General features: G+C 57.4%; 18 protein-coding genes and 1 pseudogene. 6 read left to right on the forward strand and 13 right to left on the reverse strand.

Annotated elements, in window-relative coordinates; all coding sequences use genetic code 11:
* The first annotated feature begins 14 nt into the window (after window positions 1-14).
* The 3 genes from HUO12_RS05385 to HUO12_RS05395 are packed head-to-tail and all read left to right on the forward strand — an operon-like array spanning window position 15 to window position 1,921.
* Entirely contained in the window at window positions 15-968 is a 954-nt protein-coding gene (locus HUO12_RS05385) for a threonine ammonia-lyase (RefSeq protein ID WP_176272614.1), read from the forward strand.
* Window positions 969-1,028: 60 nt separating this feature from the next.
* Window positions 1,029-1,478 carry an MAPEG family protein gene (locus HUO12_RS05390; RefSeq protein ID WP_176272615.1) on the forward strand — a complete coding sequence of 150 codons (450 nt, stop codon included), beginning with the start codon at window positions 1,029-1,031 and terminating at the stop codon, window positions 1,476-1,478.
* A complete protein-coding gene (locus HUO12_RS05395; protein WP_176272616.1) occupies window positions 1,475-1,921 on the forward strand; it encodes an MAPEG family protein in 447 nt (148 codons plus the stop codon). Before HUO12_RS05390 ends, HUO12_RS05395 begins: the two co-directional genes overlap by 4 nt.
* Window positions 1,922-1,957: 36 nt before the next feature.
* On the opposite strand, the gene trxB is transcribed toward HUO12_RS05395, so the two are convergent.
* The 5 genes from trxB to otsB all read right to left on the reverse strand — a co-directional run bounded on the left by trxB (window position 1,958) and on the right by otsB (window position 7,830).
* Window positions 1,958-2,932, reverse strand: coding sequence for a thioredoxin-disulfide reductase (trxB, locus tag HUO12_RS05400; protein ID WP_176272617.1), 975 nt, complete (start codon window positions 2,930-2,932; stop codon window positions 1,958-1,960).
* A gap of 79 nt (window positions 2,933-3,011) precedes the next feature.
* Window positions 3,012-3,803 (reverse strand): tyrosine-protein phosphatase, encoded by a 792-nt coding sequence (locus tag HUO12_RS05405; protein WP_176272618.1) that lies wholly within the window; start codon window positions 3,801-3,803, stop codon window positions 3,012-3,014.
* A 51-nt stretch (window positions 3,804-3,854) separates the two neighbouring features.
* On the reverse strand, window positions 3,855-5,123 hold the full coding sequence (locus HUO12_RS05410) for an alpha,alpha-trehalose-phosphate synthase (UDP-forming) (protein ID WP_408609462.1): 1,269 nt from the start codon (window positions 5,121-5,123) through the stop codon (window positions 3,855-3,857).
* Window positions 5,124-5,266: 143 nt separating this feature from the next.
* Complete coding sequence (locus tag HUO12_RS05415) at window positions 5,267-7,069, reverse strand: glycoside hydrolase family 15 protein (RefSeq protein WP_176274306.1); 1,803 nt, start codon at window positions 7,067-7,069, stop codon at window positions 5,267-5,269.
* 14 nt (window positions 7,070-7,083) lie between these two features.
* The gene (otsB, locus tag HUO12_RS05420; protein ID WP_176272619.1) at window positions 7,084-7,830 is read right to left on the reverse strand and encodes a trehalose-phosphatase; all 747 of its coding nucleotides are present in this window, start codon (window positions 7,828-7,830) and stop codon (window positions 7,084-7,086) included.
* 130 nt (window positions 7,831-7,960) lie between these two features.
* On the opposite strand from otsB, the gene HUO12_RS14480 reads away from it, so the two are divergent.
* Entirely contained in the window at window positions 7,961-8,353 is a 393-nt protein-coding gene (locus HUO12_RS14480; protein ID WP_332310374.1) for a thiol-disulfide oxidoreductase DCC family protein, read from the forward strand.
* A 7-nt stretch (window positions 8,354-8,360) separates the two neighbouring features.
* Here the strand turns inward: HUO12_RS14480 and yfcC are convergent, their stop codons facing one another.
* The gene (gene yfcC / locus HUO12_RS05430) at window positions 8,361-9,836 is read right to left on the reverse strand and encodes a putative basic amino acid antiporter YfcC (protein WP_176272621.1); all 1,476 of its coding nucleotides are present in this window, start codon (window positions 9,834-9,836) and stop codon (window positions 8,361-8,363) included.
* 298 nt (window positions 9,837-10,134) lie between these two features.
* Between yfcC and HUO12_RS05435 the strand changes: the two genes are divergently transcribed.
* Window positions 10,135-11,178 (forward strand): alpha/beta fold hydrolase, encoded by a 1,044-nt coding sequence (locus tag HUO12_RS05435; RefSeq protein ID WP_176272622.1) that lies wholly within the window; start codon window positions 10,135-10,137, stop codon window positions 11,176-11,178.
* On the opposite strand, the gene HUO12_RS05440 is transcribed toward HUO12_RS05435, so the two are convergent.
* The 3 genes from HUO12_RS05440 to HUO12_RS05450 are packed head-to-tail and all read right to left on the reverse strand — an operon-like array spanning window position 11,175 to window position 15,501.
* Complete coding sequence (locus HUO12_RS05440) at window positions 11,175-13,658, reverse strand: outer membrane protein assembly factor BamB family protein (RefSeq protein ID WP_176272623.1); 2,484 nt, start codon at window positions 13,656-13,658, stop codon at window positions 11,175-11,177. The genes HUO12_RS05435 and HUO12_RS05440 overlap by 4 nt on opposite strands.
* Window positions 13,659-13,698: 40 nt before the next feature.
* Window positions 13,699-14,457 carry an SDR family NAD(P)-dependent oxidoreductase gene (locus HUO12_RS05445; protein WP_176272624.1) on the reverse strand — a complete coding sequence of 253 codons (759 nt, stop codon included), beginning with the start codon at window positions 14,455-14,457 and terminating at the stop codon, window positions 13,699-13,701.
* A 12-nt stretch (window positions 14,458-14,469) separates the two neighbouring features.
* Complete coding sequence (locus HUO12_RS05450; protein WP_176272625.1) at window positions 14,470-15,501, reverse strand: VOC family protein; 1,032 nt, start codon at window positions 15,499-15,501, stop codon at window positions 14,470-14,472.
* Between the two features lie 213 nt (window positions 15,502-15,714).
* Between HUO12_RS05450 and HUO12_RS05455 the strand changes: the two genes are divergently transcribed.
* Window positions 15,715-18,228, forward strand: coding sequence for a TonB-dependent receptor (locus HUO12_RS05455; RefSeq protein WP_176272626.1), 2,514 nt, complete (start codon window positions 15,715-15,717; stop codon window positions 18,226-18,228).
* Between the two features lie 34 nt (window positions 18,229-18,262).
* Here HUO12_RS05455 and HUO12_RS05460 read toward each other — a convergent pair whose 3' ends face one another.
* The 4 genes and pseudogenes from HUO12_RS05460 to HUO12_RS05475 all read right to left on the reverse strand — a co-directional run bounded on the left by HUO12_RS05460 (window position 18,263) and on the right by HUO12_RS05475 (window position 22,287).
* Window positions 18,263-18,979, reverse strand: coding sequence for a TetR/AcrR family transcriptional regulator (locus HUO12_RS05460; protein WP_176272627.1), 717 nt, complete (start codon window positions 18,977-18,979; stop codon window positions 18,263-18,265).
* Window positions 18,980-19,148: 169 nt separating this feature from the next.
* Window positions 19,149-19,741: pseudogene (locus HUO12_RS14485) on the reverse strand (tyrosine-type recombinase/integrase).
* An 827-nt stretch (window positions 19,742-20,568) separates the two neighbouring features.
* Entirely contained in the window at window positions 20,569-21,561 is a 993-nt protein-coding gene (locus HUO12_RS05470) for a transporter (protein ID WP_176272629.1), read from the reverse strand.
* Window positions 21,562-21,675: 114 nt separating this feature from the next.
* Entirely contained in the window at window positions 21,676-22,287 is a 612-nt protein-coding gene (locus tag HUO12_RS05475) for a hypothetical protein (RefSeq protein WP_176272630.1), read from the reverse strand.
* Window positions 22,288-22,348: the final 61 nt, after the last annotated feature.

The raw sequence follows: 22,348 nt of genomic DNA on the forward strand, positions 1-22,348 counted from the left end.
AGGAAAGCGCGACCATGACTGAACGAATCCCAACACAACAAGGCGTGATAGCCGCAGCGGAGAGCGTCGCCGCGATTCTGCCTTCCACTCCGCTTTTGCCTGTGGAGATTGGCGATATGCATTTCTGGGTAAAGGCGGAGAGCCTGCAACCTATCGGCGCGTTCAAGATCCGCGGTGCATGGTGGCGGCTCTCCAATTTGACCGAGGAGGAGCGCGCAGAGGCCGTTGTCGCCGTTTCGAGCGGCAACCATGCGCAAGGTGTGGCATGGGCGGCAAGAAGGCTAGGCATTGTCGCAACTATCGTCATGCCGGCGGATGCGCCGCGCGTGAAGCTGGATGCGACGCGCGAACTGGGCGCGAAAATTGTGACCTACGATCGTGATACCGAGGATCGCGATGCAGTCGCCGCGCAAGTGATCGCGGAGCAAGGCGGCGTGCTAGTCCATGCGTTTGGCGACCCATGGGTGATTGAAGGACAAGGCAGCGCGGGTATGGAGATTTCGGCTCAGTTGGGCCGCGAGCCAAGCCGCATCATCGCTTGCTGTGGCGGAGGAGGACTTGCAGCAGGGCTGTCACTTGCTTGTCCGAAAGCCGCGATTCATGTCGTCGAGCCGGTTGGCTGGGATATGGTCGGGCGGTCGCTTGCGGCAGGCGAACTGATCCATTCCGCAGCTGATGCACCAAAGACGATTTGCGATGCGCTTCAGCCAACAGCGACGAAAGCCCTCAACCTCTCCGTCCTCTCTGAAAGAGCAGAGCCCGGAGTGACGGTCACCGACGACGAAGTCCGCACAGCGCAACGCTTTGCCTTTGCCAAGCTTCATCTGGTACTCGAGCCGGGCGGTGCTGCAGCCCTTGCCGCTGCGCTCGCGGGTAAAGTCCCGCTCGATGCTGACACTGTGATCATGCTGACTGGCGGGAATACGGACCCTACCGCTTTCGCTGCGACAATCGCGGAAGGCCAATAGGTTGCAATTGACAATCCTATCCCGCTTTCGCAGGGTCCGAGCCGAAATGGGAGGGAAGTAATGCAAGCACAAATGCTCGCGCCGTCCGCAGTGCTGGTCCTGTGGTCTGTCTTGATGGTTTTCTGGATGGCAGCCACGCGATTTCCGGCGATTTCCAAAGCCGAGAAAGGCTCGATCACACCGAAGCCAGGAATTCGGGGTCAGGACCTCGAGCCGGCACTTCCAGACAAGGTCAACTGGAAGTCGCACAATTACACTCATCTTATGGAGCAGCCGACGATCTTCTATCCGGCTGTGATCATCCTCGCGATCATGGGACCGGCCGCGGTGGATGTGCTCCTCGCATGGGTCTATGTCGCGCTACGCATCATCCATTCACTTTGGCAGTCGCTGGTAAACACCATTCCGGTCCGGATTGGCCTGTTCACCTTGTCGAGCCTTGCCCTGGCGGCACTCGCTGTGCGTGCGGTGATGGCCACACTATTCTTTGATCCGGGAGTCGCCCCATGAGCGGAATGCAAATCCTTCAACCCGTTGTCGCACTTGCTATCTGGACCATGATTATGTGGGCATGGATGTATGCGACCCGCATCCCTGCAATGAGCAAGGCGCAAGACATTCCCGAACCGTCCAAACTGGTCGGGACAACTGGCGCTCAACTTCGCAAGCAACTACCTGATCGTGTCAATTGGAAAGCCGACAATTACAATCACTTGCACGAGCAACCGACCGTATTCTACGCGATTGCGATCGTGCTAGCTGTAGTCGGCCAAGGCGACGGCATGAATGCGCTTCTGGCGTGGATCTATGTCGGACTTCGTGTCGCGCACAGCCTTGTGCAAGTCACAGCAAACAAGGTCATGGTGCGTTTCGTTCTGTTCGCACTATCCAGCGTTGTGCTGATCGCGCTGATCTTCCACGCGACGATCTTCACTTTCGACATTCACATGTAGGTTTTGAGCGGGAGGGCGCTTTCGCAGCCCCTCCCCTCACTCAGCGGCTTCAGTCGCCGGTTCAGCCTCGAATTCCAGCGTGGCGAGAAACTTCTCTGCATCGAGTGCGGCCATGCAGCCCATACCCGCAGCGGTGACAGCCTGACGATAGACATGGTCAGTCACATCGCCCGCCGCAAATACGCCCGGGATTGCCGTCTTGGGAGTGCCCGGCTCGACGTCGAGATAGCCGCTCTCGTCCATTGCGAGCTTGCCTTTGAAAAGCTCTGTCGCAGGCGCATGACCGATGGCAACAAATGCGCCATCGACTTCGAGTGTGGACTCCTCGCCCGTTACTGTGTCGCTCAACACCAAATGGTTCAGTGCTCCATCATCACCAGCGACGAAGCGCGTTACGGTCTTGTTCCAGAGCGTTGATATGTTGTCGGATTTGAACAAGCGTTCCTGCAGGATCTTCTCAGCCCGCAGCTCATCGCGGCGGTGGATCAAGGTCACATCGTCCGAATGATTGGTAAGGTAGAGCGCTTCTTCAACCGCAGTGTTGCCGCCACCGATAACCGCGACTTTCTTGCCGCGGAAGAAGAACCCGTCACAGGTTGCACAAGCAGACACGCCTTTACCCCCAAGCTCTTGTTCGCCGGGAACGCCGAGCCACTTGGCCTGTGCGCCGGTGCAAATGATGACCGTGTCGCCGATATATTCATCGCCACTGTCACCAACCGCGCGGTACGGAGGGCCGTTTTCCAGATCAACCTCGACGATTGTATCCCACATCATCCGCGTGCCGACATGCTCGGCCTGCTTCTGCATCTGCTCCATCAGCCAAGGGCCCTGGATCACATTTTCATAGCCGGGATAGTTCTCGACATCGGTCGTAATGGTCAGCTGACCGCCGGGCTGAAGACCTTGCACAACGATGGGCTCCAGCATGGCGCGCGCGCCATAAATGGCTGCGGAATAGCCTGCCGGGCCAGAGCCAATGATGAGCATCTTGGTGCGATGTGTCGCCATGATCGAATCCTGTTTCGTGTGTTGCCTATGATGTAGGCTCTCCGCCTACGTGCTTCAATTCGCGGAGGACTGGAATGGGTTACGCATCCACAAGCTGAGCTTTCAACGCATCCCGCTTCACCGCATCCACGCCAAGCAATTGCTCAAGATAGGCATCGGTTGATCCAAACCGTTCTTTGACGGACGCGCGCGCCGCTTCGAGATAGGCCGCATCAACCCCCATAAGCACCCGCATGGTCGCTTCGTCCTTCGCACCATACTTGCCGCCCATCAGCGCCATGCCATGTGCGATGCGTTCTTCGTTACGGGGCGAGTGGTTCGTAAGCAAATAGTCTTCCATCGCGTCATCAGGATGCACGCCCAGCACATGATGCAACAAGTCGACCGCTATGCCCGTGCGGTCCTTGCCAGCTGCACAATGGACCAAACTCGCGCCCTCGCCCGCCGCGAGCGCTTCAAAGTAGCGCTTCAGGATCCAATTAAGGCCGGCGCGATCCGGCAGCGCCGCATAAAGCGCAGTCATGGCCTCGTGCGCGCCCTGGGCATCTATACTCTCTTCAGCGGCCTCTAGATGCGGTGCTAGTCCCGCTGTTTCGCCTTCGAAGAAATGCACCTGCGCGCCAAAGCCATCGGGCCGCTTGCAAGTGTGACGCGCGCGCTCATTGTCACCGCGAAGGTCAATCACATGTGCAAGCGAAAGGTCTGAAACCATCGCAAGGTCGCCATCGCTGGCTTCAGCGTGATGACCTGAACGGAATAGGAGGCCAGTCCGCACGCGCCTTCCTCCGCTTGCGGCATAGCCGCCATAATCGCGGAAATTGTGGATGGCATCTGTGGCAAGAAATGGTGCTAGAGGAGTGCTGTCGGTCATGGGTTCAGTCCGTGACAGCACGAAGAGACTAGAGCAAGCTTCGGCTTCGCCTCAGTCCCCTGAACCGCGCAAATCATCGCAAAACTGCTTTGTCCAAGCCTGCACATTATCATCGCGGATTGTCGCGACCATCGCTTCATAACGATGCTTGCGATCTTCCAATGGCATGTCGAGCGCAGTCTTGATTGCGTGACTGAGATCATCCGGACTGTGCGGATTGACGAGGACTGCTTCGCTCATTTGCTGTGCGGCCCCTGCAAAGCGCGAGAGGATCAAGACGCCCGGGTCCTTGGGATCCTGAGCCGCGAGATACTCCTTCGCAACTAAATTCATCCCGTCACGAAGCGGTGTCACAAGGCCAATCTTCGACGCGCGGAAGAAGCCATAGAGCTCCGCATGGCTATAGCCGCGGTTGACGTAGCGAATAGGCACAAGGTCAACTTCGCTTCTCGCCCCGTTGATCTGACCTGTTTTCTGCTCAAGGAGAGCGCGAATTTGCTGATAGCTTTCAACATCTTCACGGCTTGGCGGAGCGACTTGAATGTAGACCAGATCGCGCACACGGTCTGGATATTGATCGAAGAAGCGACCAATCCCGTCGATCCGTTCCGGCAGCCCTTTGGAATAATCGAGCCGGTCAACCCCGATCATGGCACAGCGATTGCGTGTGGACGAAACCAGGCGTTGCTCGGCTCCTTTCGCGTCTTCACTTTCGCCTTGCTTCTGGAAGTGCTCCCAGTCGATCCCGATGGGATAAGCGCGGGCTTCAACGGTTCGGCCTTCGAAACTGATGACGCCAGTCGCATCGTCGACTTCCGCGCCAAGCTCCTTGCGACAATAATGCAAGAAACTCTCCAGCCACTCGTCGGACTGGAAACCGATCAGGTCGTATTCCAACATCGTTCGCACTAGCCGCTCATGAAACGGGAGCGAAACGAACAGCCGGGTTGGCGGCCATGGAATATGCAGGAAGAAGCCAATGCGGTTTTTGAGCCCGCGCTCGCGCAATCGCGCACCCAGCGGGATCAGATGATAGTCATGGACCCAGACCAGATCGTCTTGCTCGATCAGCGGAGTGACGCTCTCCGCGAACCGCTCATTGACGCGCTCATAGCCTTTGCCGGTTTCGCGCTCATACTCGGTCAGATCCAGCCGATAGTGGAACAGTGGCCAAAGGGTCGAGTTGGCATAACCGTTGTAATATTCATCGATGTCGCGGGTTGAAAGGTCAATCGTCGCAGTCGTCACTCCGTCATGGCGCTGCATATTGATGTTGCCGGTCCGATCATCGCTTTCCTGCCCGGACCAGCCAAACCAGATGCCGCCATAATCCTTAAGCGCAGAATTGAGCGCGCCTGCTAGCCCGCCTTGCGCACCGGCAACGCCGCGCGCCTTCGGCACGGCCACTCTGTTTGAAATGACGACCAAGCGTCCGATTGTGGTCCCCTTCCCCTGCGCCTTGGCTACCGCACTTCGCTCCACGGCTTGGAGAGCAGTCCGGCACAGTTGATTACCCCTACCAGCGAGTATGTCTGCGGGAAGTTCCCCCAAAGCTCCCCGGTTTCGTAATCGAGGTCTTCGCTAAGCAGTCCTGATTGCGTGGTATGGCTTAGCATAGTCTGGAAGAGCACGCGCGCCTCTTCATCGCGACCGGCCAGGTGCAATGCTTCGATGAGCCAGAATGTGCAGACATTGAACGCGGTTTCAGGCGCGCCGAAGTCATCTTCTGCGGCATAACGCAGCATGTGATCGCCGCGCCGCAAGTGCTTTTCAACTGCTGCGAATGTCTGTTGGAAGCGTTCATTGTCAGGCGCGAGGAAGCGCAGCTCAACCATTTGAAGCAAGCTCGCATCCAGATAGTCGCTTTCAAAACTCGCGCCGTAATGCCCGCCTTCTCCGTTTTCCTTCCACGCTTCCGCTTCGATCTTGGCGCGGATCGTATCGGCACGTTCACGCCAGACTTTCGCGCGATCTTCCTTGCCAAGAAACCCAGCGGTATTGGCGAGACGATCACAGGCAGCCCAGCTCATTACAGCCGAGTAAGTGTGCACTTCTTGCCGAGTGCGGAATTCCCACAAGCCAGCGTCAGGCTGATCATGCATCCGCCACGCCATCTCGCCGACTTCTTCGAGGCTTTCGAAATCGCGGTCGTCCGCAATTCGGAGCAAGCGTTGATCGATGAAGCCCTGGACTGTCGGGAGCACGATCTGGCCATAGCAGTCATGCTGGATTTGTTTGTATGCGGCATTGCCTCGCCGCACTGGTCCCATGCCGCGATAACCCGCGAGATAGGCTGCAGTCGTCTCGTCGAGCTCGCTCTCGCCCATGACGGAGTAGAGCGGCTGTATCTGTCCGCCTTTAGCCGCGTCGACGATATTGCGCAGATAGGCGAGATACTTCTCCAGAACATCAAGCGCGCCCAAGCGGTTCAGCGCCTGCACTGTGTAATAGGAATCGCGGATCCAGCAGTAGCGATAGTCCCAATTTCGCTCCGAATGCGCGGCTTCTGGTATCGAGGTTGTCAGCGCCGCAACAATCGCGCCCGTCTCCTCATGCTGGCAAAGCTTGAGCGTGATGGCGCAACGGATGACTTCTTCCTGCCACTCAAAAGGCGTCGCCAAACTGCGCACCCATTGCTGCCAGTATTTCCGCGTGGATTGCTCCATCCGGCGGATTTCCTCGCGCAAGTTGCCGACGAATGGCTCGTCCGGACCGAGGAAGAAATGGGTGTCGTACTCAATCCGGAAGGTGCGCTGCTCCAGAATATAGCCAACCGGCGCATCGGTAGAGAGGCGCAAAGCCTGTGGCCCAACCAGATAACGCACGTGATTGGTGCCATTGGTCGTTTCAGCCAGTCCCGCCCCGTAATTCTTCATCGGGCGCAGAACGACCTTGATCCGCGGATTGCCCGCGATCGGTCGCACGACCCGACCAAATGCAACCGGGCGGTACATGCGGCCTTTGCCTTCAAAACGCGGTGCGAAGTCGAGGACTTCGACAACACTGCCATCTTCCGCTTCGAGGCGCGTCACAAGGATTGGTGTGTTGCGGATATATTCCTGGCTGGCGAAGACCTGCCCCTCCAGCTCGAACCGCCAAACACCAGCGTCCTGATTGTCGCCATTGAGCAGCGAGCAGAACACAGGATCGCCATCGACGCGCGGGACGCAGCCCCAAGCCAGCGCTCCGGTTCGGTCGATCAGGCCGCTGACCTGGCAATTGCCAATCGGCCAAAGCTCAAGATTGGGCTGCTGCCCCGCGGTCATGTTGTTGGTTTCGCTCACAGATCTAACCATTGATGGGTTTGAGAAACGGACGCAAGGCCATAGCGCGCATTGGTATCGCGCGGATCGCCCACAAGAATTCCGCAGCCACCCAGCGCCTCACAAGCTGCAAATCCGTCTTCATCGGTAACATCGTCCCCCAGGAAGACAGGCGTTGCGCCAGCGAAGGGCGATTGCTCCATGAATGCGCGGACAGCTGAAGCCTTGTCAGCGCCTTTATGGACGAGTTCGACCACGCATTTGCCCGTCTTGATGGCGAGAGTGTTTGCCGCCGCGATATGCTCAGCGAATTCATGCGCAGCATCCCCTGCCTCCGGATTCTCACGATAATGGAGCGCGCCGCCATGCGTCTTGGCCTCGTAGCGGAGGTTCTTGCTAGCAGCGAAGTCTTCAAGCGCAGTGACTACTTCATCGGGCAAGCCATCAGGCTCAGCGCCCAGCGGCGATCCATCTGCGAACCTCCGAGCGGCCCCATGCGAGCCTGCTTGCGCCACCTGCAAATCCTCACCCAGGTGTTTCGAAAGATCCTCCAGCGAGCGGCCGCTAACGACGGCCAAACGACCTTCAAGCTGCTGTGAAAGCTGCCTCAACGCTCCGGGCAAGCTCGTTGGAACACTAATCGCATCCGGCGACGAGGCTATCTCAACCAGCGTCCCGTCAAAGTCGAGGAACAGGGCAACAGGCTCGGCAGCACAAAGCTCGCTCAATGGCGGCGGGGATCCGAGCGGGAGAGCGCGCGACATATTCACTCGCATAGCCAATTGCTGCAGCGCGTCAAACAGCGGTTCTCTCGAGTTCGCACGTAAATTTCGTATGCACAGTCAGATATCCTTCACCGGGGAACACCCTAAGCCACTCGGGAGTTTGACCTCCGTGTCCGATTACTCTCACACTCTAACAAACCAAGAAGCGTCCGAAGTCACCATCTGGTATGACGGAGCATGCCCTCTATGCCTGCGCGAGATTGCGCTGATGCGGCGTCTCGACAAGCGCAAACGGATCGCTTTCGTCGACATCGCCGAAGATGCTCCGGCCGATTGCCCGATTGATCAGGCCGATCTGCTCGCTCGCTTTCACGCGAAAGAGGATGGCGTGGTCCTTTCAGGCGCGGCCGCTTTTGCCGCCATGTGGCGCGCTATTCCAATACTGCGTCCCTTAGGGCTTCTGGCTCGCAATCACCTCATTCTGAGTATTCTCGAAAAGCTCTACGTGTTCTTCCTGCGCCATCGCCCCAAGCTGCAACGCCTGGTCGCGGAGCGAAGTTAGCAAGCGCTCAGTACCCGATCGCGTGAGCTGCAAGCACGATCACGCTCGCTAATCCCATGAGTGCCAGCATGGGCTTCCACATGAAAGCAAGCCACTGTCCGTAGGAGACCTTCGCTGCAGCGAGGCATGCCATCAACACTGCAGAGGTCGGGACGATCAGATTGGTGAGGCCATCTCCCAATTGGAACGCGAGAACAGCAGTCTGCCGCGTCACACCCGTCAAGTCTGCAAGCGGCGCCATGATCGGCATGGTTATGCTTGCTTGGCCAGATCCGGACGTCACGAAGAAGTTGAACCCGCTTTGCACCAGATACATGGCCCAAGCTGTCATCCAGTCAGGCACGCTTCCCGCAAAACCGGCGAGCGAGTTGAGCAGACTGTTGAGCAGTGACGGGCTAGCCGGATCATCGCCGCCAAGGATCAGCATAATGCCTTTTGCGGCCCCCACAATGATCGCGGCGGGAAGCAATTGCGCGGCGCCATCGCGAAACGCCTCCATCATCTGTCCGAACTCGCCGCCTTCAATGCCGCCAAACCGAGCGATCAGAGCTACAGCAAGACCCATCGCAAAGAATTGCGCGGCGATTTCTGGCAAGTAATATCCATACATCGTTACGCCCCAGGCAACCCATGCGATCCCGGCGATCAGCGACAAAAGAACCAGCAGATGCGCCATCGAAAAACCGGCAGTCGCAGGACCGGACGCATCGAACAGCGCTTTGCCGATCCCTTCGCGTGTTCCCAAGCGCACGCCGCGGGCATATCGCCAGAGGAATATCGCGCCCACCCCGGTAAAGAGCAGCCAATTGCCGAGCCGCAGCTCAAGCCCCGACATAGGCGCAAGGCCCGCAATCGTCTGCGCGATGATGACACTGAACGGGTTCATCCAGCTCGTTGCAAAACCCAGTTGGCTTGCTCCGAAGCAGACCAGTAATGCTGTCATGCCGTCATAGCCCGCCCGTGTGAGAGCGGGCGCCAAAACTAGCGTGAGCGCTATGGATTCCTCTGCCAGTCCGAAGATCGCACCGGCCAGCGAGAAGCTCCAGAAAAGTCCCATGATCAGCCACTCGCTTTGTGCCTTCCCGCCCGGAAGCGATGCTTCCAAGGCTGCATCGATCGCTTTGGTGCGCATGACCATGCCGAACACTCCGCCCAGCACGATGATGAAAGCCATCAAGCCAACGGTCGGTGAATAGCGATCACCTGTAACAAGGCCTGCGAAAAGGAAATCGAGGAAGCCCGTCCGCTCCGCATCGCCCAGGATTGGCGCTGGCATGGTGCTGGCCGCCGCTTCGTAGCTACCGGGAACAATACGCGAAGGATCGCCTGCGAGCGAGAACTGACCAGGGGTAAAGACAAAGGTCGCTGCCCAAGCGACCAGTGCCAAGACGAACAGGATAATGAACGTGTCCGGCATCTGCCAGGCGCGTTCCTGGTGCGCTTCGCCAGCCGCTTTGTTTGCTTGATCAGCTGTATCGGCCATCGCTGACTATCGCTCCCGTCACTATCTCGCCTCGTCGCTGACCATGACGAACAATCACGCGCGCGTCACTAGCGCAGCGACCACAATCACAAGAGATGTTGATAACGGAGGTTGGAAGCATAGGAGGAACGACTGCTCTCGGATTTCACGTTTGACTAGCGGTCACTCCGTCAAATGTCCGCAGCTCGGGTGGATAGCTGGCTGAACAGGCGCAATCCACCCTGGAAGGCAACGAATTAAGTTGACTCCGGGGGAACTTGCGTCACTTCTTTGCGAGAAAACGCCGGAGGAAGTCAGCATGATTTGGATAAAGCGGACCGCTCTCGGATTGCTGTCGGTGATCTTTGTTGTCGGTCTGACCGCATTTATCTGGGCGACACTGCCTGTCGTGGTGGACCGCGAAAACGCGGATGCAGCTGTCACTGTCCTCGCCGATCGGGCCAACGCCGACGTTGGATACAAGGAAGGGTACTTCGAGCATGCAGGCAACACGCTTCACTATGTCGAAGCGGGCGAAGGCGAGCCCATCGTTTTCCTGCACGGCTTCCCGTCCTATTGGTTTTCATTCGTCCGCCAGATCGAACATTTTGGCGGTGATTATCGCGTCATAGCTATCGATGGTCTGGGCGCAGGCAAATCGGACGCTCCGTCGAATGACGAGCCTTACCGGTTGGAAGCGATGGGCGCACATGTTGCGGCTCTGCTCGACCATCTGGGCGAAGAGCGCGTCCACCTTGTTGGGCATGACTGGGGGTCGGCCTTCGCGACCGGCTTGGCTCAACGTTATCCCGACCGTGTGCTGTCCGTCACCGGTATCAGCGCCCCGGCGCTCAATGCGAGCCTTCATGCACTGGAATCCGATGCCAAGGCCCGCGAAAGTGCTGCCTATGTCGAACGGTTCAAGCAAGCCAATCCGCCGCTGCTGGTGCTGCTGGGAACCGCCGATGCGATTTACGATGGTGCCTATCGACCTCTGGTGGAGGACGGCAAGCTCTCGCCTGAAGAGGGGGAGCTTTTCCGGAAGGCGACCAGCGATCCCAAGCGCACCAACGCGCATATCAACTGGTATCGCGCCAACATTCCGCATCCCGACGATCTGAGTGACAGCGATTTCTGGCCTTCACGCGCTGCGCAGGTGTCGATGCCAGCGCTTTATATTTGGGGGGAGGATGATCCGATCTACAACCCGGCAGCGATGGACAGGCTTGTCGCTCTGTCAGACCAGTCGCGCACGATTACCTTCCCCGGCGTGGGTCACTGGCCGCACGTTCGCAAAGCGGAAGAAGTGAACGCCGCGATCACTGCGCATATCGCAGCGGCGTCACCGACCGGCAATGACTAGTCCTCCAGCGCGTAAGCGATAACATATCCGCCCTTGCCGTCGATCTCAGCTTGCGAGTCGATATACTGGTTCGTCTCTGGATCGCGCGGGTAACGCCAAGTGGGATTGGGGACGGTTACGATCAGGTACTGCTTCCCGTTCTGCTGCGAGCGATAGGTCATCGGCGTCGCCAAGCCATTGCCCGGCAGTTTCGACTCCCATTTTATCTCACCTGTGCGAAGGTCATAGGCGCGAACCTTCTCGTCCATTGTCGAGCTCAGGAATGTCAGGCCACCACGGGTGGTCAGCGTGCCAGCGCGAACTGCTGTGCCCACTTCATAGGGTATGCCAGAGCGGATGTTGAACGGGCCGGACTGGCTCATATCACCTGCCGGGCGGCTCCACAGCAATTCCTTCGTGTTAAGATCGATCACCGCGATCTGAGACCATGGCGGCTCGAAGCACGGCACATGCGTGCCTAGTCGCGACATAAACGGCTGCGGATAGCCATAAGCCTCGATGCGGCGGAAGTCGTAAGGGTCGTCGGGATCTGGCTCGCCCAGATCGGGCATCGGCGCGTCTTTTTCGTAGCGGACATTGGGGTGGTTAGGGCCAAGCACCAGTTGTGCAATCGGCCCAGCCTCGGCAACCTGCTGTTTGCTCACCATAATGAGCCGGTGGGCGAGCATCATCGGGGCAGCGACGAGGAGACCGTTATCTGCATCGACGGAAACACTACCCCAGTTGAACCCGCCGAAATTGCCAGGATACAGCATTGTCCCCGTCTGCGTGATGCCGGTCGCCATCGAAGGCGGCGTATACATGCCTTCGTAGTTCATGGTGCGGTACTCGATCCGGCAGACCATCTGATCGATCGGGGTCAGGCCCCACATATCCTTTTCATACCGGTAGGGGTGGAAGTCGGGCAACGGTGAGTCCGGTTGGGTCGGAGAGAGCTTCTCTCCTTCAACAGCGCCGATTTGCGGAGCCGGTTTTTCCGGGATCGGATAGACAGGTGTTCCATCGCGCCGATCGAGCAGGAAGATATCGCCCATTTTGGTTGGCACCGCGACAGAAGGGACCAATTCGCCATCGTGGCGCACGTCGACCAGGACTGGCTGCGCCGGGACATCGTAGTCCCACACATCGTTGTGGACCGTCTGGTATTTCCAGCGCTCCTTCCCAGTGGCTGCGTCAATGGCGACCACGGCGGAAGAATACTCTTTCTCGAACTCTCTGCGAATACCGCCGAAGTAGTCGGGCGAAGGGTTGCCGGTCGGCGCATAGATCAGGCCCAGTTCGGCATCGTAGCTCATGATCGACCAGACGTTGGGCGTGCCCGGCGTGTACGTCTCACCTTCGGCGGGGAAGCCATTATTGTCAGGGTTGCCGAGATCCCAGGCCCAGCTCAGTTCGCCGGTCATCGCGTTAAAGGCGCGAACCACGCCCGAAGGATGGCCGAGATCCTGAGTGTCGGCGACCTGACCGCCAACCACCAAATTGTCGCCTGCCACCAGCGGTGACGAGGTTACCCAGTATTCGAACCGTTCGTGGTTATCGCCCATGCCTTCCCACAGATCGACTTCACCATTCTCGCCAAAATCGGTGCACAGCTCACCTGTGCCAGCATCGACAGCGACAATGGTGGCATCGACTGTCGAGGTCACCACCCGCTTGGCGCATTGGCCGGTGTAGTCTTCCGGTGCCTCGTGATAGCCAACGCCCCGGCAGGTGCGGGCGTACTGGTTTTCGAGCGGCGGCTTGATGCCGTGATCGTAGCGCCAGATTTCCTCACCGGTGGCATCGTCGATGGCAATCATCACATTGCGCGCGGTGCATAGATATAATTTGCCGTCGATGTTGAGCGGGGTCGCCTTGAAGTCTTCTTCGACTCCCGTGCGATAGCGCCAGACTTCCTTTAGCCCGCGGACGGTATCGACATTGATATCCTCCACAGTGGCGAAGCGTGTTCCGCCCTCGGTGTTGCCATAGTGCCGCCAATCGTCGCTAGATGCCACCGCATCGCCGGAGCGGACACTGCCTTCCCCATTCTGGACATACCCCTGTACGCTGGCGACAAGCAGCACTGCGATTGAAGCAAGCGAGGAGCTACCGACCCACCATCTATTGATTGTCGGGATCGCGCCGTCGTGCGCATTGTCACCGCCGGGTATTTGTAACGTCTGGCGATACCACGGCGTCAGGAACCAGATGCCTAGCCCCAACCACATTGCCAGCCTTGGTAAAAGAGCGAGGAAATCCAACTCTGCCTCGAAAAGCGCCCAAATCAATGTGACACCAAGGATCACCGCAAAGAGTTTGGAGGCGTTCTGGCTCCGGCGGAACACCAGGACAACCACTGCGATCGTCGCAAGACCTACAAGGAGATAATAGGGACTGCCTCCAAGGTAGATCAGGAAGCCGCCGCCTAGCATCAGCAACAACCCGACGAGCGACAGCAAAGTGATGAAAACCCAACGCAGAACGCTCGCCACTTTCATCTTCTGATCCCTTTAATCACATCTGGGGCCTGATTGTCGCTCAAAGTGGGAAGACTGAGAAGCCCCCATCAAGGATAACGGTTTGGCCTGTCATGAAATCGCTCTCACGCGATGCAAGGAAGACTGCGATCCCTTCCATGTCTTCCAGTTCCCCAATCCGGCCAATCGCTGTGCGACGCCTGGCCGCGTCTTGGAACTTCTGGCTCGCACTCAGCGACATCTCCGTCTCAATGAAACCGGGCAAGATCGAGTTTACACGGATACCGGCATGACCAAGCTCCATAGCCAAGGCTTGTGTTAAACCATTCACCGCCGCCTTCGTGGTTGAATAGCCTGCACTACCACCGGTTCCGACATTTGCCGCAACTGATGATGTAACAATCAATCGACCGGGAATTTTGTTGGCCATCATGTAGTCACTGACGGGTGCCCAGGTTTGGACAACACTCATGAGGTTGAGGTCAATTGTATCGAGCCATGCTTGGCGTCCGACCTGACTGGACAATCCGCGAAATCCGCCTCCACCAGCATTGGCAAAGCAGCTGTCCACCCGCCCGAACCGCTCGATTGTCTTGGCGAAGGCATCGGCGACTGCGGCTTCCTCAGTGACGTCGCAAACAAACGCTTCCACTTCGCCGCCCATCCCGCGTAGTTCTTCGACCGCTGCCGTGTTTTTCTGCTCGTTGCGGCCCCAAATTGCGATTTTCGCGCCAGCTTTCACCAGTCCGCGGCAATACGCCAAACCCAACCCGCCGTTTCCGCCGGTAACGATGGAAACGTGACCCGTAAGATCGAACATGCTTAAAGTCCCTTATTCTATACCGTTGTTCTTGAAGTTGCGCGACGAGACGAATGAATCCGTTGGTGCAGCTTGTAGCCCAATCAGGTTTCCATCGGGGTCGCGTCCGAATATGATCTCACCACCGTCCAGTGGTGCGCGCTCAACCACGATCGTGCCGCCAGCTTCTTCAAACAGCGCCCGAGCGGCATCCAAGTCGGATACGTCCAGTACGATCATGTTGTAGCCAAGTGCATCCAGCGGACGCGGCTTCTCTGGAACCTGAGTCGGATGGCTGTGGAATTGGAAGATCTCCAGTTCCAAGTTGCGGATTTGGAACCAAGCACTTTCGCCCACGCCGCCCTCCAGTCCGGCAACTGCATCGAACTTCTCACCTTCCATCCGCATGAAGGGCCAGTTTCCGAGCCGACGAAATTCGGGTTGGCCGAGAAGAACGGCGTAGAATTCCGCAAGCCGATCTACATCCGGAGTCGCGAGCGCGACGTGCCGGATGCGACGGTCATTCTTAGGCGGAGAAGGTAAGTCCAACGCCGCGACATCGACGTGCTCTATCTCGGCAATCAGCCCGTCGAAGTCGCGCGAATACGAATAGTAAACCGGGTTGCGCGTTGTGAGCTGCTGCATTTCCTTCTTGCCCATGAAGGTCGCACCGCCAGCCAGGAATTTCTGATAGGTCTGGGTCTCTTGATCGACCTGATAACAGACGTGCATAATGCCTGGTCCCACGACCTCCATCTGGGGCGTTGCCTGCGCAGCGCTGGACGGGTTGGCGAAAGACATGAAGCGGATTTGCATGTTTGCGCTTCGCATCATGCGGGTCTGAACCTCAACACCATCGCGACCCGCAAGCTGATCGAAAGCGCTGCTCTGCGTGATCGCTCCGTCGTCGGCCTGTTTGAGGTCGATCGCGTCTTCATAAAGCTTGGTTGTCTGGTCAAGATCACTGACTACCGCGCCAACCCAGCCCACACCTTTGATCACGGAATCCTCAGGCAGTTCGGAGGTTTGCGGGCCGCAAGCGCTTAGGCTTAAAACGCCCGCCATAAATAAGGGCCATTTCCACATTCTCATCGAACTCTCCCAAGTGAGCCTTTTGTCCGTGCCGGCCAAGACTCCGCCATTGCGGCTTTCATGACGCAGTATGAGTTTAATTTACTTGAAGTCAACATAATGCGCTATTTCTCTTGTAATCCGCTCAATATGGCGTCATTCTATGCTCTAAAGTAGACAAACTTGTCACTTAAAGGGAGGACCCCCATGAGAAACATCGACCGCACGCTGTTGACAGGGATCAGCGGCTTGGCCATTTGGGCCACACCTTCAATTGCCTTCGCGAAGGACACCGATAGCGACAAAGCTGCAGACGACAACGTCATCATCGTGACAGCTGCAAAGCGTCAGGCAACATTGCAGGAAACCCCGATCGCCGTATCGGTGACGACAGCGGAACGGATCGAAGATGCGCAGGTGCGCGATTTGCTAGATCTGCAAACACTCACCCCGTCGCTTCGGGTGAATCAGACCAGTCTATCATCCGTCACGGTATTCTCGATCCGCGGTTTCGGCAATGGCGGGGCGAATCCCGGAATCGAGCCTTCCGTCGGTGTGTTTGTGGACGGCGTATACCGCTCGCGCGCCGCGTCGCAGATCTCAGACCTACCCGATCTTCAGCGGGTCGAAGTTCTCAACGGACCGCAATCCACGCTGTTCGGCAAGAACGCCTCCGCGGGTATTATCAGCATCGTCACGCGCGAGCCGCAGTTTGAGTATGGCGGCGTAGCCGAGCTTTCCTACGGAAACTTCGACGCGGTTGTTGCGAAGGCAAGTGTGACAGGTCCGATCAGTGACACTGTCGCCTTCAGCCTTGGCGGCAACTACAACCGCCGTGATGGCTATATCGAAGACATAATCATCGATCAGGACATCAACAACCGCGACCGGTTTGGGCTGCGCGGCCAGCTGCTCTTCAAACCCAGCGCCGACTTCAAGCTTCGCCTGATCGCGGACTATGACAAGATTGACGAAGTGTGCTGCGGCGCCACAAACGTCGTCGATGGCCCGACCGGCGCAGTGGTGCGCGCAGTTGGCGGTCAGTTCATTCCGAATGATGGCCTATCTCTCCAAAGCACGGTCAACTTTGCTCCGACGAACGAAATAGAGAACTACGGCGTTTCGCTGCAAACCGACTGGTCGACAGGGGCAATCGATGTGACGGGCATCGGCTCGTACCGCCGTTCCGATACCTTCGTTAATCAGGACAGCGACTTCACCAGCCTCAATTCCATCGGTACGAACATCAACACCGTCGATGTTCAGACATATACGGGCGAACTGCGCGCAGCCTCGGACTTTGATGGTCCGATCGACTTCCTCGTGGGTGGATTCCTGTTTCACGAAAAGATCGATCAAGGCGCCGAATTTGGAAACGGCGAGGGTTTTCTGTTGTTTGCCAACGCTGTCACCGGCGGGGCTTACAGCGCGCTTGAGCCAACGCTCCGAGCACTCGTTCCTGGTATTCCGGCAGGCAGTTTTGGCGGAGTCGGTCAGGGACGTACGCTGGATTACGACTACGAGAACACGTCTTTTTCGATCTTCGGCCAGGTGGATTTTGAGGTCACGGACCGCCTGACCCTTACGGTCGGTGCGAACTACACCGAAGACGAAAAGCAGGTGGTCTCCAACAACATCAGCACCGATGTGTTTTCGGGGATCGATCTGGTCCAAGCCGGGTTCAATGCAGCTCTGGTGCAAGGTGCGCCTGCGGCTGTGGCAAGCGTACTCGCTTCCGATCCGACGACGAATCCGTTTCTCGCGCTCCGCGGACTGCAGTTCAACCCGCCGTATCTCAACTTTCCCAACGCGGTGGAGGACGGGCGCACGGATGACAAGGATCTGTCGTACACCCTGCGTCTCTCGTACGACGCGACTGACAATCTGAGCCTGTATGCGACTTATGCAACCGGTTTCAAAGCGTCGTCCTTCAACTTGTCGGCCAACAGTCTTCCGTTCGCATCGGATTTCGTGCCCGGCTCTCCCTTCCAATCACCTCCGCCCGCGGCATCACCAATTCGCGATGCCGGATTGGCGGTTCCCAACTTGGCAACTGGATCGCGGTTCGCAGGACCGGAAGAATCCGAAGTCTATGAGATTGGTATCAAGGGCCGCTGGGACGGCTTTTCCTTCAACCTCGCAGTGTTCGACCAAACGCTCAATGGGTTCCAAGCCAATGTCTTCACCGGCGTCGGGTTCATCTTGGGCAACGCGGATGAGCAATCGGTGCGAGGGTTCGAGCTGGACACTCAAATCTCGCCAATACCCGAGCTGACATTCACGGCCGGTGTGACCTATCTGGATTCACTGTTCGACAGCTTTCCCGATGGAAACGCGCTCTCGCCGAACTTCACCGTCGTTCCCGCCGATCTGAGCGGACAGCGTCCCGCCGGCGTCCCGGAATGGTCGGTGATCGTTGGCGGCACCTACACGCTGGATCTGAGCGATGATGCATCGTTGCGGTTCCACACGGACTATCAGCTCGAGAGTAATGTGGAGCTGGTAAACGGGCTGTCGACCTTCAAACGTGCCGTCGAAAACCTGAATGCTTCGATCACTCTTGGTCTTTCAAATGGTCTCGAAGTGTCGCTCTGGGGAAGAAACCTGACCGACGCTGCATATCTTAACGCAGTCTCACCCGCAGTCGGCCAGCCTGGCTCTCTCGTCGGTTTTCGCAATCAGCCGCGAACCTATGGAGGGCTCGTCAGATACAGGTTCTAAGGTCTTTCCACCACGCCGCAGAGTAGCGTGTTGCTCACTCTGCGGCCTTACTAGGGCTTGGCAGGTCGAGTACGTCAGACGGCGGTTTCACTTTGAGCTGCCGCCCAAGCATATCGGTGCGCAAGCCGCTGACGCTACCGAGGATCATGGAGACGGTGATATCTTCGATAAGCTGTCGATCCATCCCGCTACGCACCAGGAATTCGCCAGCCGCCGCCGGTATCCCAAAAGATATCTCAGTCGCGGCAATCGCCACGTCACTTTGAAATCCAAACAGCTCAGCAGTTATTTCCGCGAAGTATTCGACTGACGGTTCGCGATTGTAGTGCGTGGGGTCCTGTGCGCGAGCGATATTGGGATACGCCTGAAGCCGATCGATGATCAGTCCGCGTTCCTCAATGTAGAGCAGATACTCTCGGGTTACCTTGCGGACCAGATCCTCATAGGTGTCCGCGCTTTCCGCAGCCTCGAGTTGTTGTGCACGCAAGTGGCGATATTCTCGATTCAGCAGAGCTTTGAGCAACGACACAAGAGTACCAAAGTAGCGATACATCAGCGTCTTGCTAACACCGGCATGTTCACCAATGGATTCTAGTGACAGATCGGCCGTTCCTTGCTCGACGATCAGAGAGGCGGCGCTGTCGAGGATCATCGACATCCGTTTCTCACGGCCAAATCGGCGAGCGACTGCTACTGGCTTTTCGATAGTGTTGGCTGTCCAAATAATTGCGATCAGAATTCGAGCATCCATATAGTGGCCATCTTTCTTGCGCCAATCAATCCCGCGTTATCGCATGCCCTCAGTTCGGCTGGTTACATCTTTCGAAAGTCAAATCACCGTAATTGGTCAGGCCTTGAATGTCCGCCCTCACCCCATAAGCGGACGCCGGCACGGATAAGGCCAAAGCGCCCACTTCCAGTCAGATTTCAGTCTTCTCGGCGAGTGTGAGAGCATCTTTGATGTCAACGCCTAGGTATCGCACCGTGCTCTCAATCTTGGAATTTCCCGGCAAGATCTGGATTACCCTGATGTTGCCGGTAGCTTCGTAGATGATTGAAGTTTGGTTCGACGAAGCGAATGAGTTCCACACACCTCTGGCCGCAGGCCTATTTCCTCCACCGATTCATCAACTAGCCTCGCATACTAGCGCGTGCTCAGGTGTCTGGCAGGATCAGCGCGGCTTTGAAACACAAGGTCGTCCACTGAGCCACATCTGAGCTCAAGCCATGCAAACAAGATATCTCTCGCATCTTTTGCGATCTCGAATTGAACTGGTCTTCCTGTCTTACGCTGGGTGATTGTCGCGTGCGTTCTGATCTCGGGGCCACTGACCAAATCACCGACCTTCAACTCAACAAGATCACAACCTCTGAGTTTGCTGTCGATCGCCAAGTCGAACAGCGCCTGGTTTCTTACACGTGCTTCGCGATCAAGGAAGAATCGGATCGCCCAAATCTGTTTCTGGTCAAACGGGCGCTTGGGGCCAATCTTCGCTCCAAAGCTCCATGACACCCTGTTCTAAGCAAAGGGATCGAATTATGAGTAGGTCATTGTTTTTCTCCTTAGCCGGAATGGCCTTGGAGAATGTCTGCTTTCAGGAACTAAGATCCTGAATTTCAATGTCTGGAACTGAGGCGCAAAGCTGTCTTTCCGAATGAGAAAGTGACGCCCTCCCCTTCACTGCTCCCGCATGCTTACTAGTGTTCGGATCTCGCACAGGGATTCGAACACAGCCTCGAACTTGGTACCGTCCGAATGATTCTTCTTCGAATTCGCTTCGACATGGGAGAAACTGTGCTTTTCGTTCGACGTCCATAGTTGGGGGGTATCACCCGACTCCAAAGCAGCCGAAAATACCCCCATCGATACCCCCCAATAATGCCTCGGCTTCAGACGGACACATGCGGACGCATACGGCCTTTAGCAGACTGGCATGGTAGCACGTCTGGCATTGAAATCAGTGATTTGGGTCGAAATTCAGGACCATGACGAACAATCACGCGCGCGTCACTAGCGCGGCGCCGACAATCACAAGAGATTTTGATAAGGAAGGTTGGTAGCGGAGGAGGAGTATATAGTGAACACATATCGGGTTGATTTTCCTCGGTAAGTCACCGCGCAAGACTGAAAATACCCCCATCGATACCCCCAGCATCTGGATTTTGCGCTTAGGCGTTTTGCCATTGCGCCAAATGGATATTGATGGCGCATATTTCGAAGGACGAAGTCAAACCCCGAAGCCAATTGATAAAAGCTCTTCTCTACTCTCGGCCTCTCAACGAAACGACCCTGCCCAATCCAGTGAGCAGGGTCGGATCGAATTCGGCAACGATTTCGAACTAGAACCGGAAGCCCACGCTCGCACCGCCAAAGAGGTCGGCGCTATTATCGTTCAGGCCCGTCCCGCCATACACGGTGAGACTGATGTCCCGGCTTACCCTCATACTGGCCCAACCCGATACCTCGCTGGATGCCTGCCGGCCTGCGAAAGCTGATTGCTGCCAGAAATAGTCTGCGCCCACGCTGACGCCATCTCCGGCGCGCACACTCGCACCGCCGCCTGCTCCCCATGTCGACCGAATGGTCGAACCTTCCGGTTTGCCAGCGAACTTGCGACGGCCATGTACGTAGAAGGTCATCGGGCCGACAACCTGCACAAGATCCGCGCTCAAAGTTACATCGACCTCACCTGTACCAAGTCGATCAGCGCGAGACGCAGTTGGAAGCTTGACCCTCACTTGCGGTTCAAAATAGGTGCCCGATGCAAGCTTGAAGGAATACAACGCCGAAACGTTGACATCTCCAATACCACTGCGGCGCTGGTCGGGACCGGCAAAGCCATCTTCATCGACAACATCATCATCGTCGATCACGTCGTCATCAAGATCGTCTTCAACTTCGATATCATTGCCGCCAGAACCGGAGCCGCTACTGCTAGAGCCTGACCCGGAATTGTCGCTGTCACCACCGCGTCCACGACCTCGTCCGCGACCCTGGCCTGATCCGCTGTCACCAAAAAAGGCGTCTCGGCCCTCGGGCGTTGCGAGCAGCGAGCCCGGGCCGTCGATGGTCACCCAGGGTACCGAAACACGGACCCTCAAACCATCTTTCTTGTAAGTCAGGCTGATAGGCACAGCGATGACTTCGGTGTCTTCAAGCTCCCCATAGTCACCATTGGAGTAGCTGATACCAGTATTCAGGCGAAAGCTCCCTGCACTGCTGGACTTTTTCTCTTGGTCTGCCTGAGCTTCATCCTGTGCGCTGACCGGCGATGCAAACAAGAACACTCCTGCCGAAGCAACGCATATTGCTGTTTTCACTGAAATTTTCATTTGTGACACCCCTCACATTCCATTTTTTTTGAACTTCTGCATGCTTATTTCATGTGCGACAAGACCGCTCCGGTCCGGCTGCGCCAAACCGGAGCGGCCCGCGACCCGGCGGGCTCAATCGCCTGAGGGACTGCTGTCTCCTCCGCGACCACGGCCTCGACCGCGCCCACGCCCGCGACCCTCGCCAGGGGTGTCGGCAGCTGAATCGCTGTCATCGACGCGATCCGCCAGATCGTCTGAATTGCCTCCTCGTCTGCGACCGCCATCCGAACGGTCATCACCGCGCCGATCGTCATAACGCTTCTCATCACGCTCCCGGCTGCGACCACCGCGATCATCGCCCGGTGCATCATCGCGTCCGCGCCCGCGACGGATGTGATCAGGGCCGTCATCCGCTCCCCGACCACGGCGCATTTCCCCCGGCCCGTCATCAGCGCCACGGCCACGGCGCATGTGTCCGGGTTCATCATCTGCCCCGCGCCCGCGCCCACGGTCGTCATACCCGCGTCCATCACCGCGATCGCGAACACCGCGATCTTCGTAGTCCCGGTCTTCATGCCGGTCGCGGTCACGACCGCGACCCCGGTCATCAGCCCGATCTTCACATCCACGGCACTCGCGTATCTCACGATCACGGTCCGGCTTGGCTACAGCCGGGCCTCCGGCGAGCATGGCAACGCCAATTGCGGCGCAGGCTGCCAGCTTCAAGCTCCTGTGTTTTTGCATTTTCTTCTCCGTTGCTTGCGAGTTCGTTTCTAGAACTGCATAACAACGGAGCATCTCAGCG

The sequence above is a fragment of the Altererythrobacter lutimaris genome, from assembly GCF_013371495.1.
In the GTDB taxonomy this organism is placed as follows: Bacteria; Pseudomonadota; Alphaproteobacteria; order Sphingomonadales; family Sphingomonadaceae; genus Erythrobacter; species Erythrobacter lutimaris_A.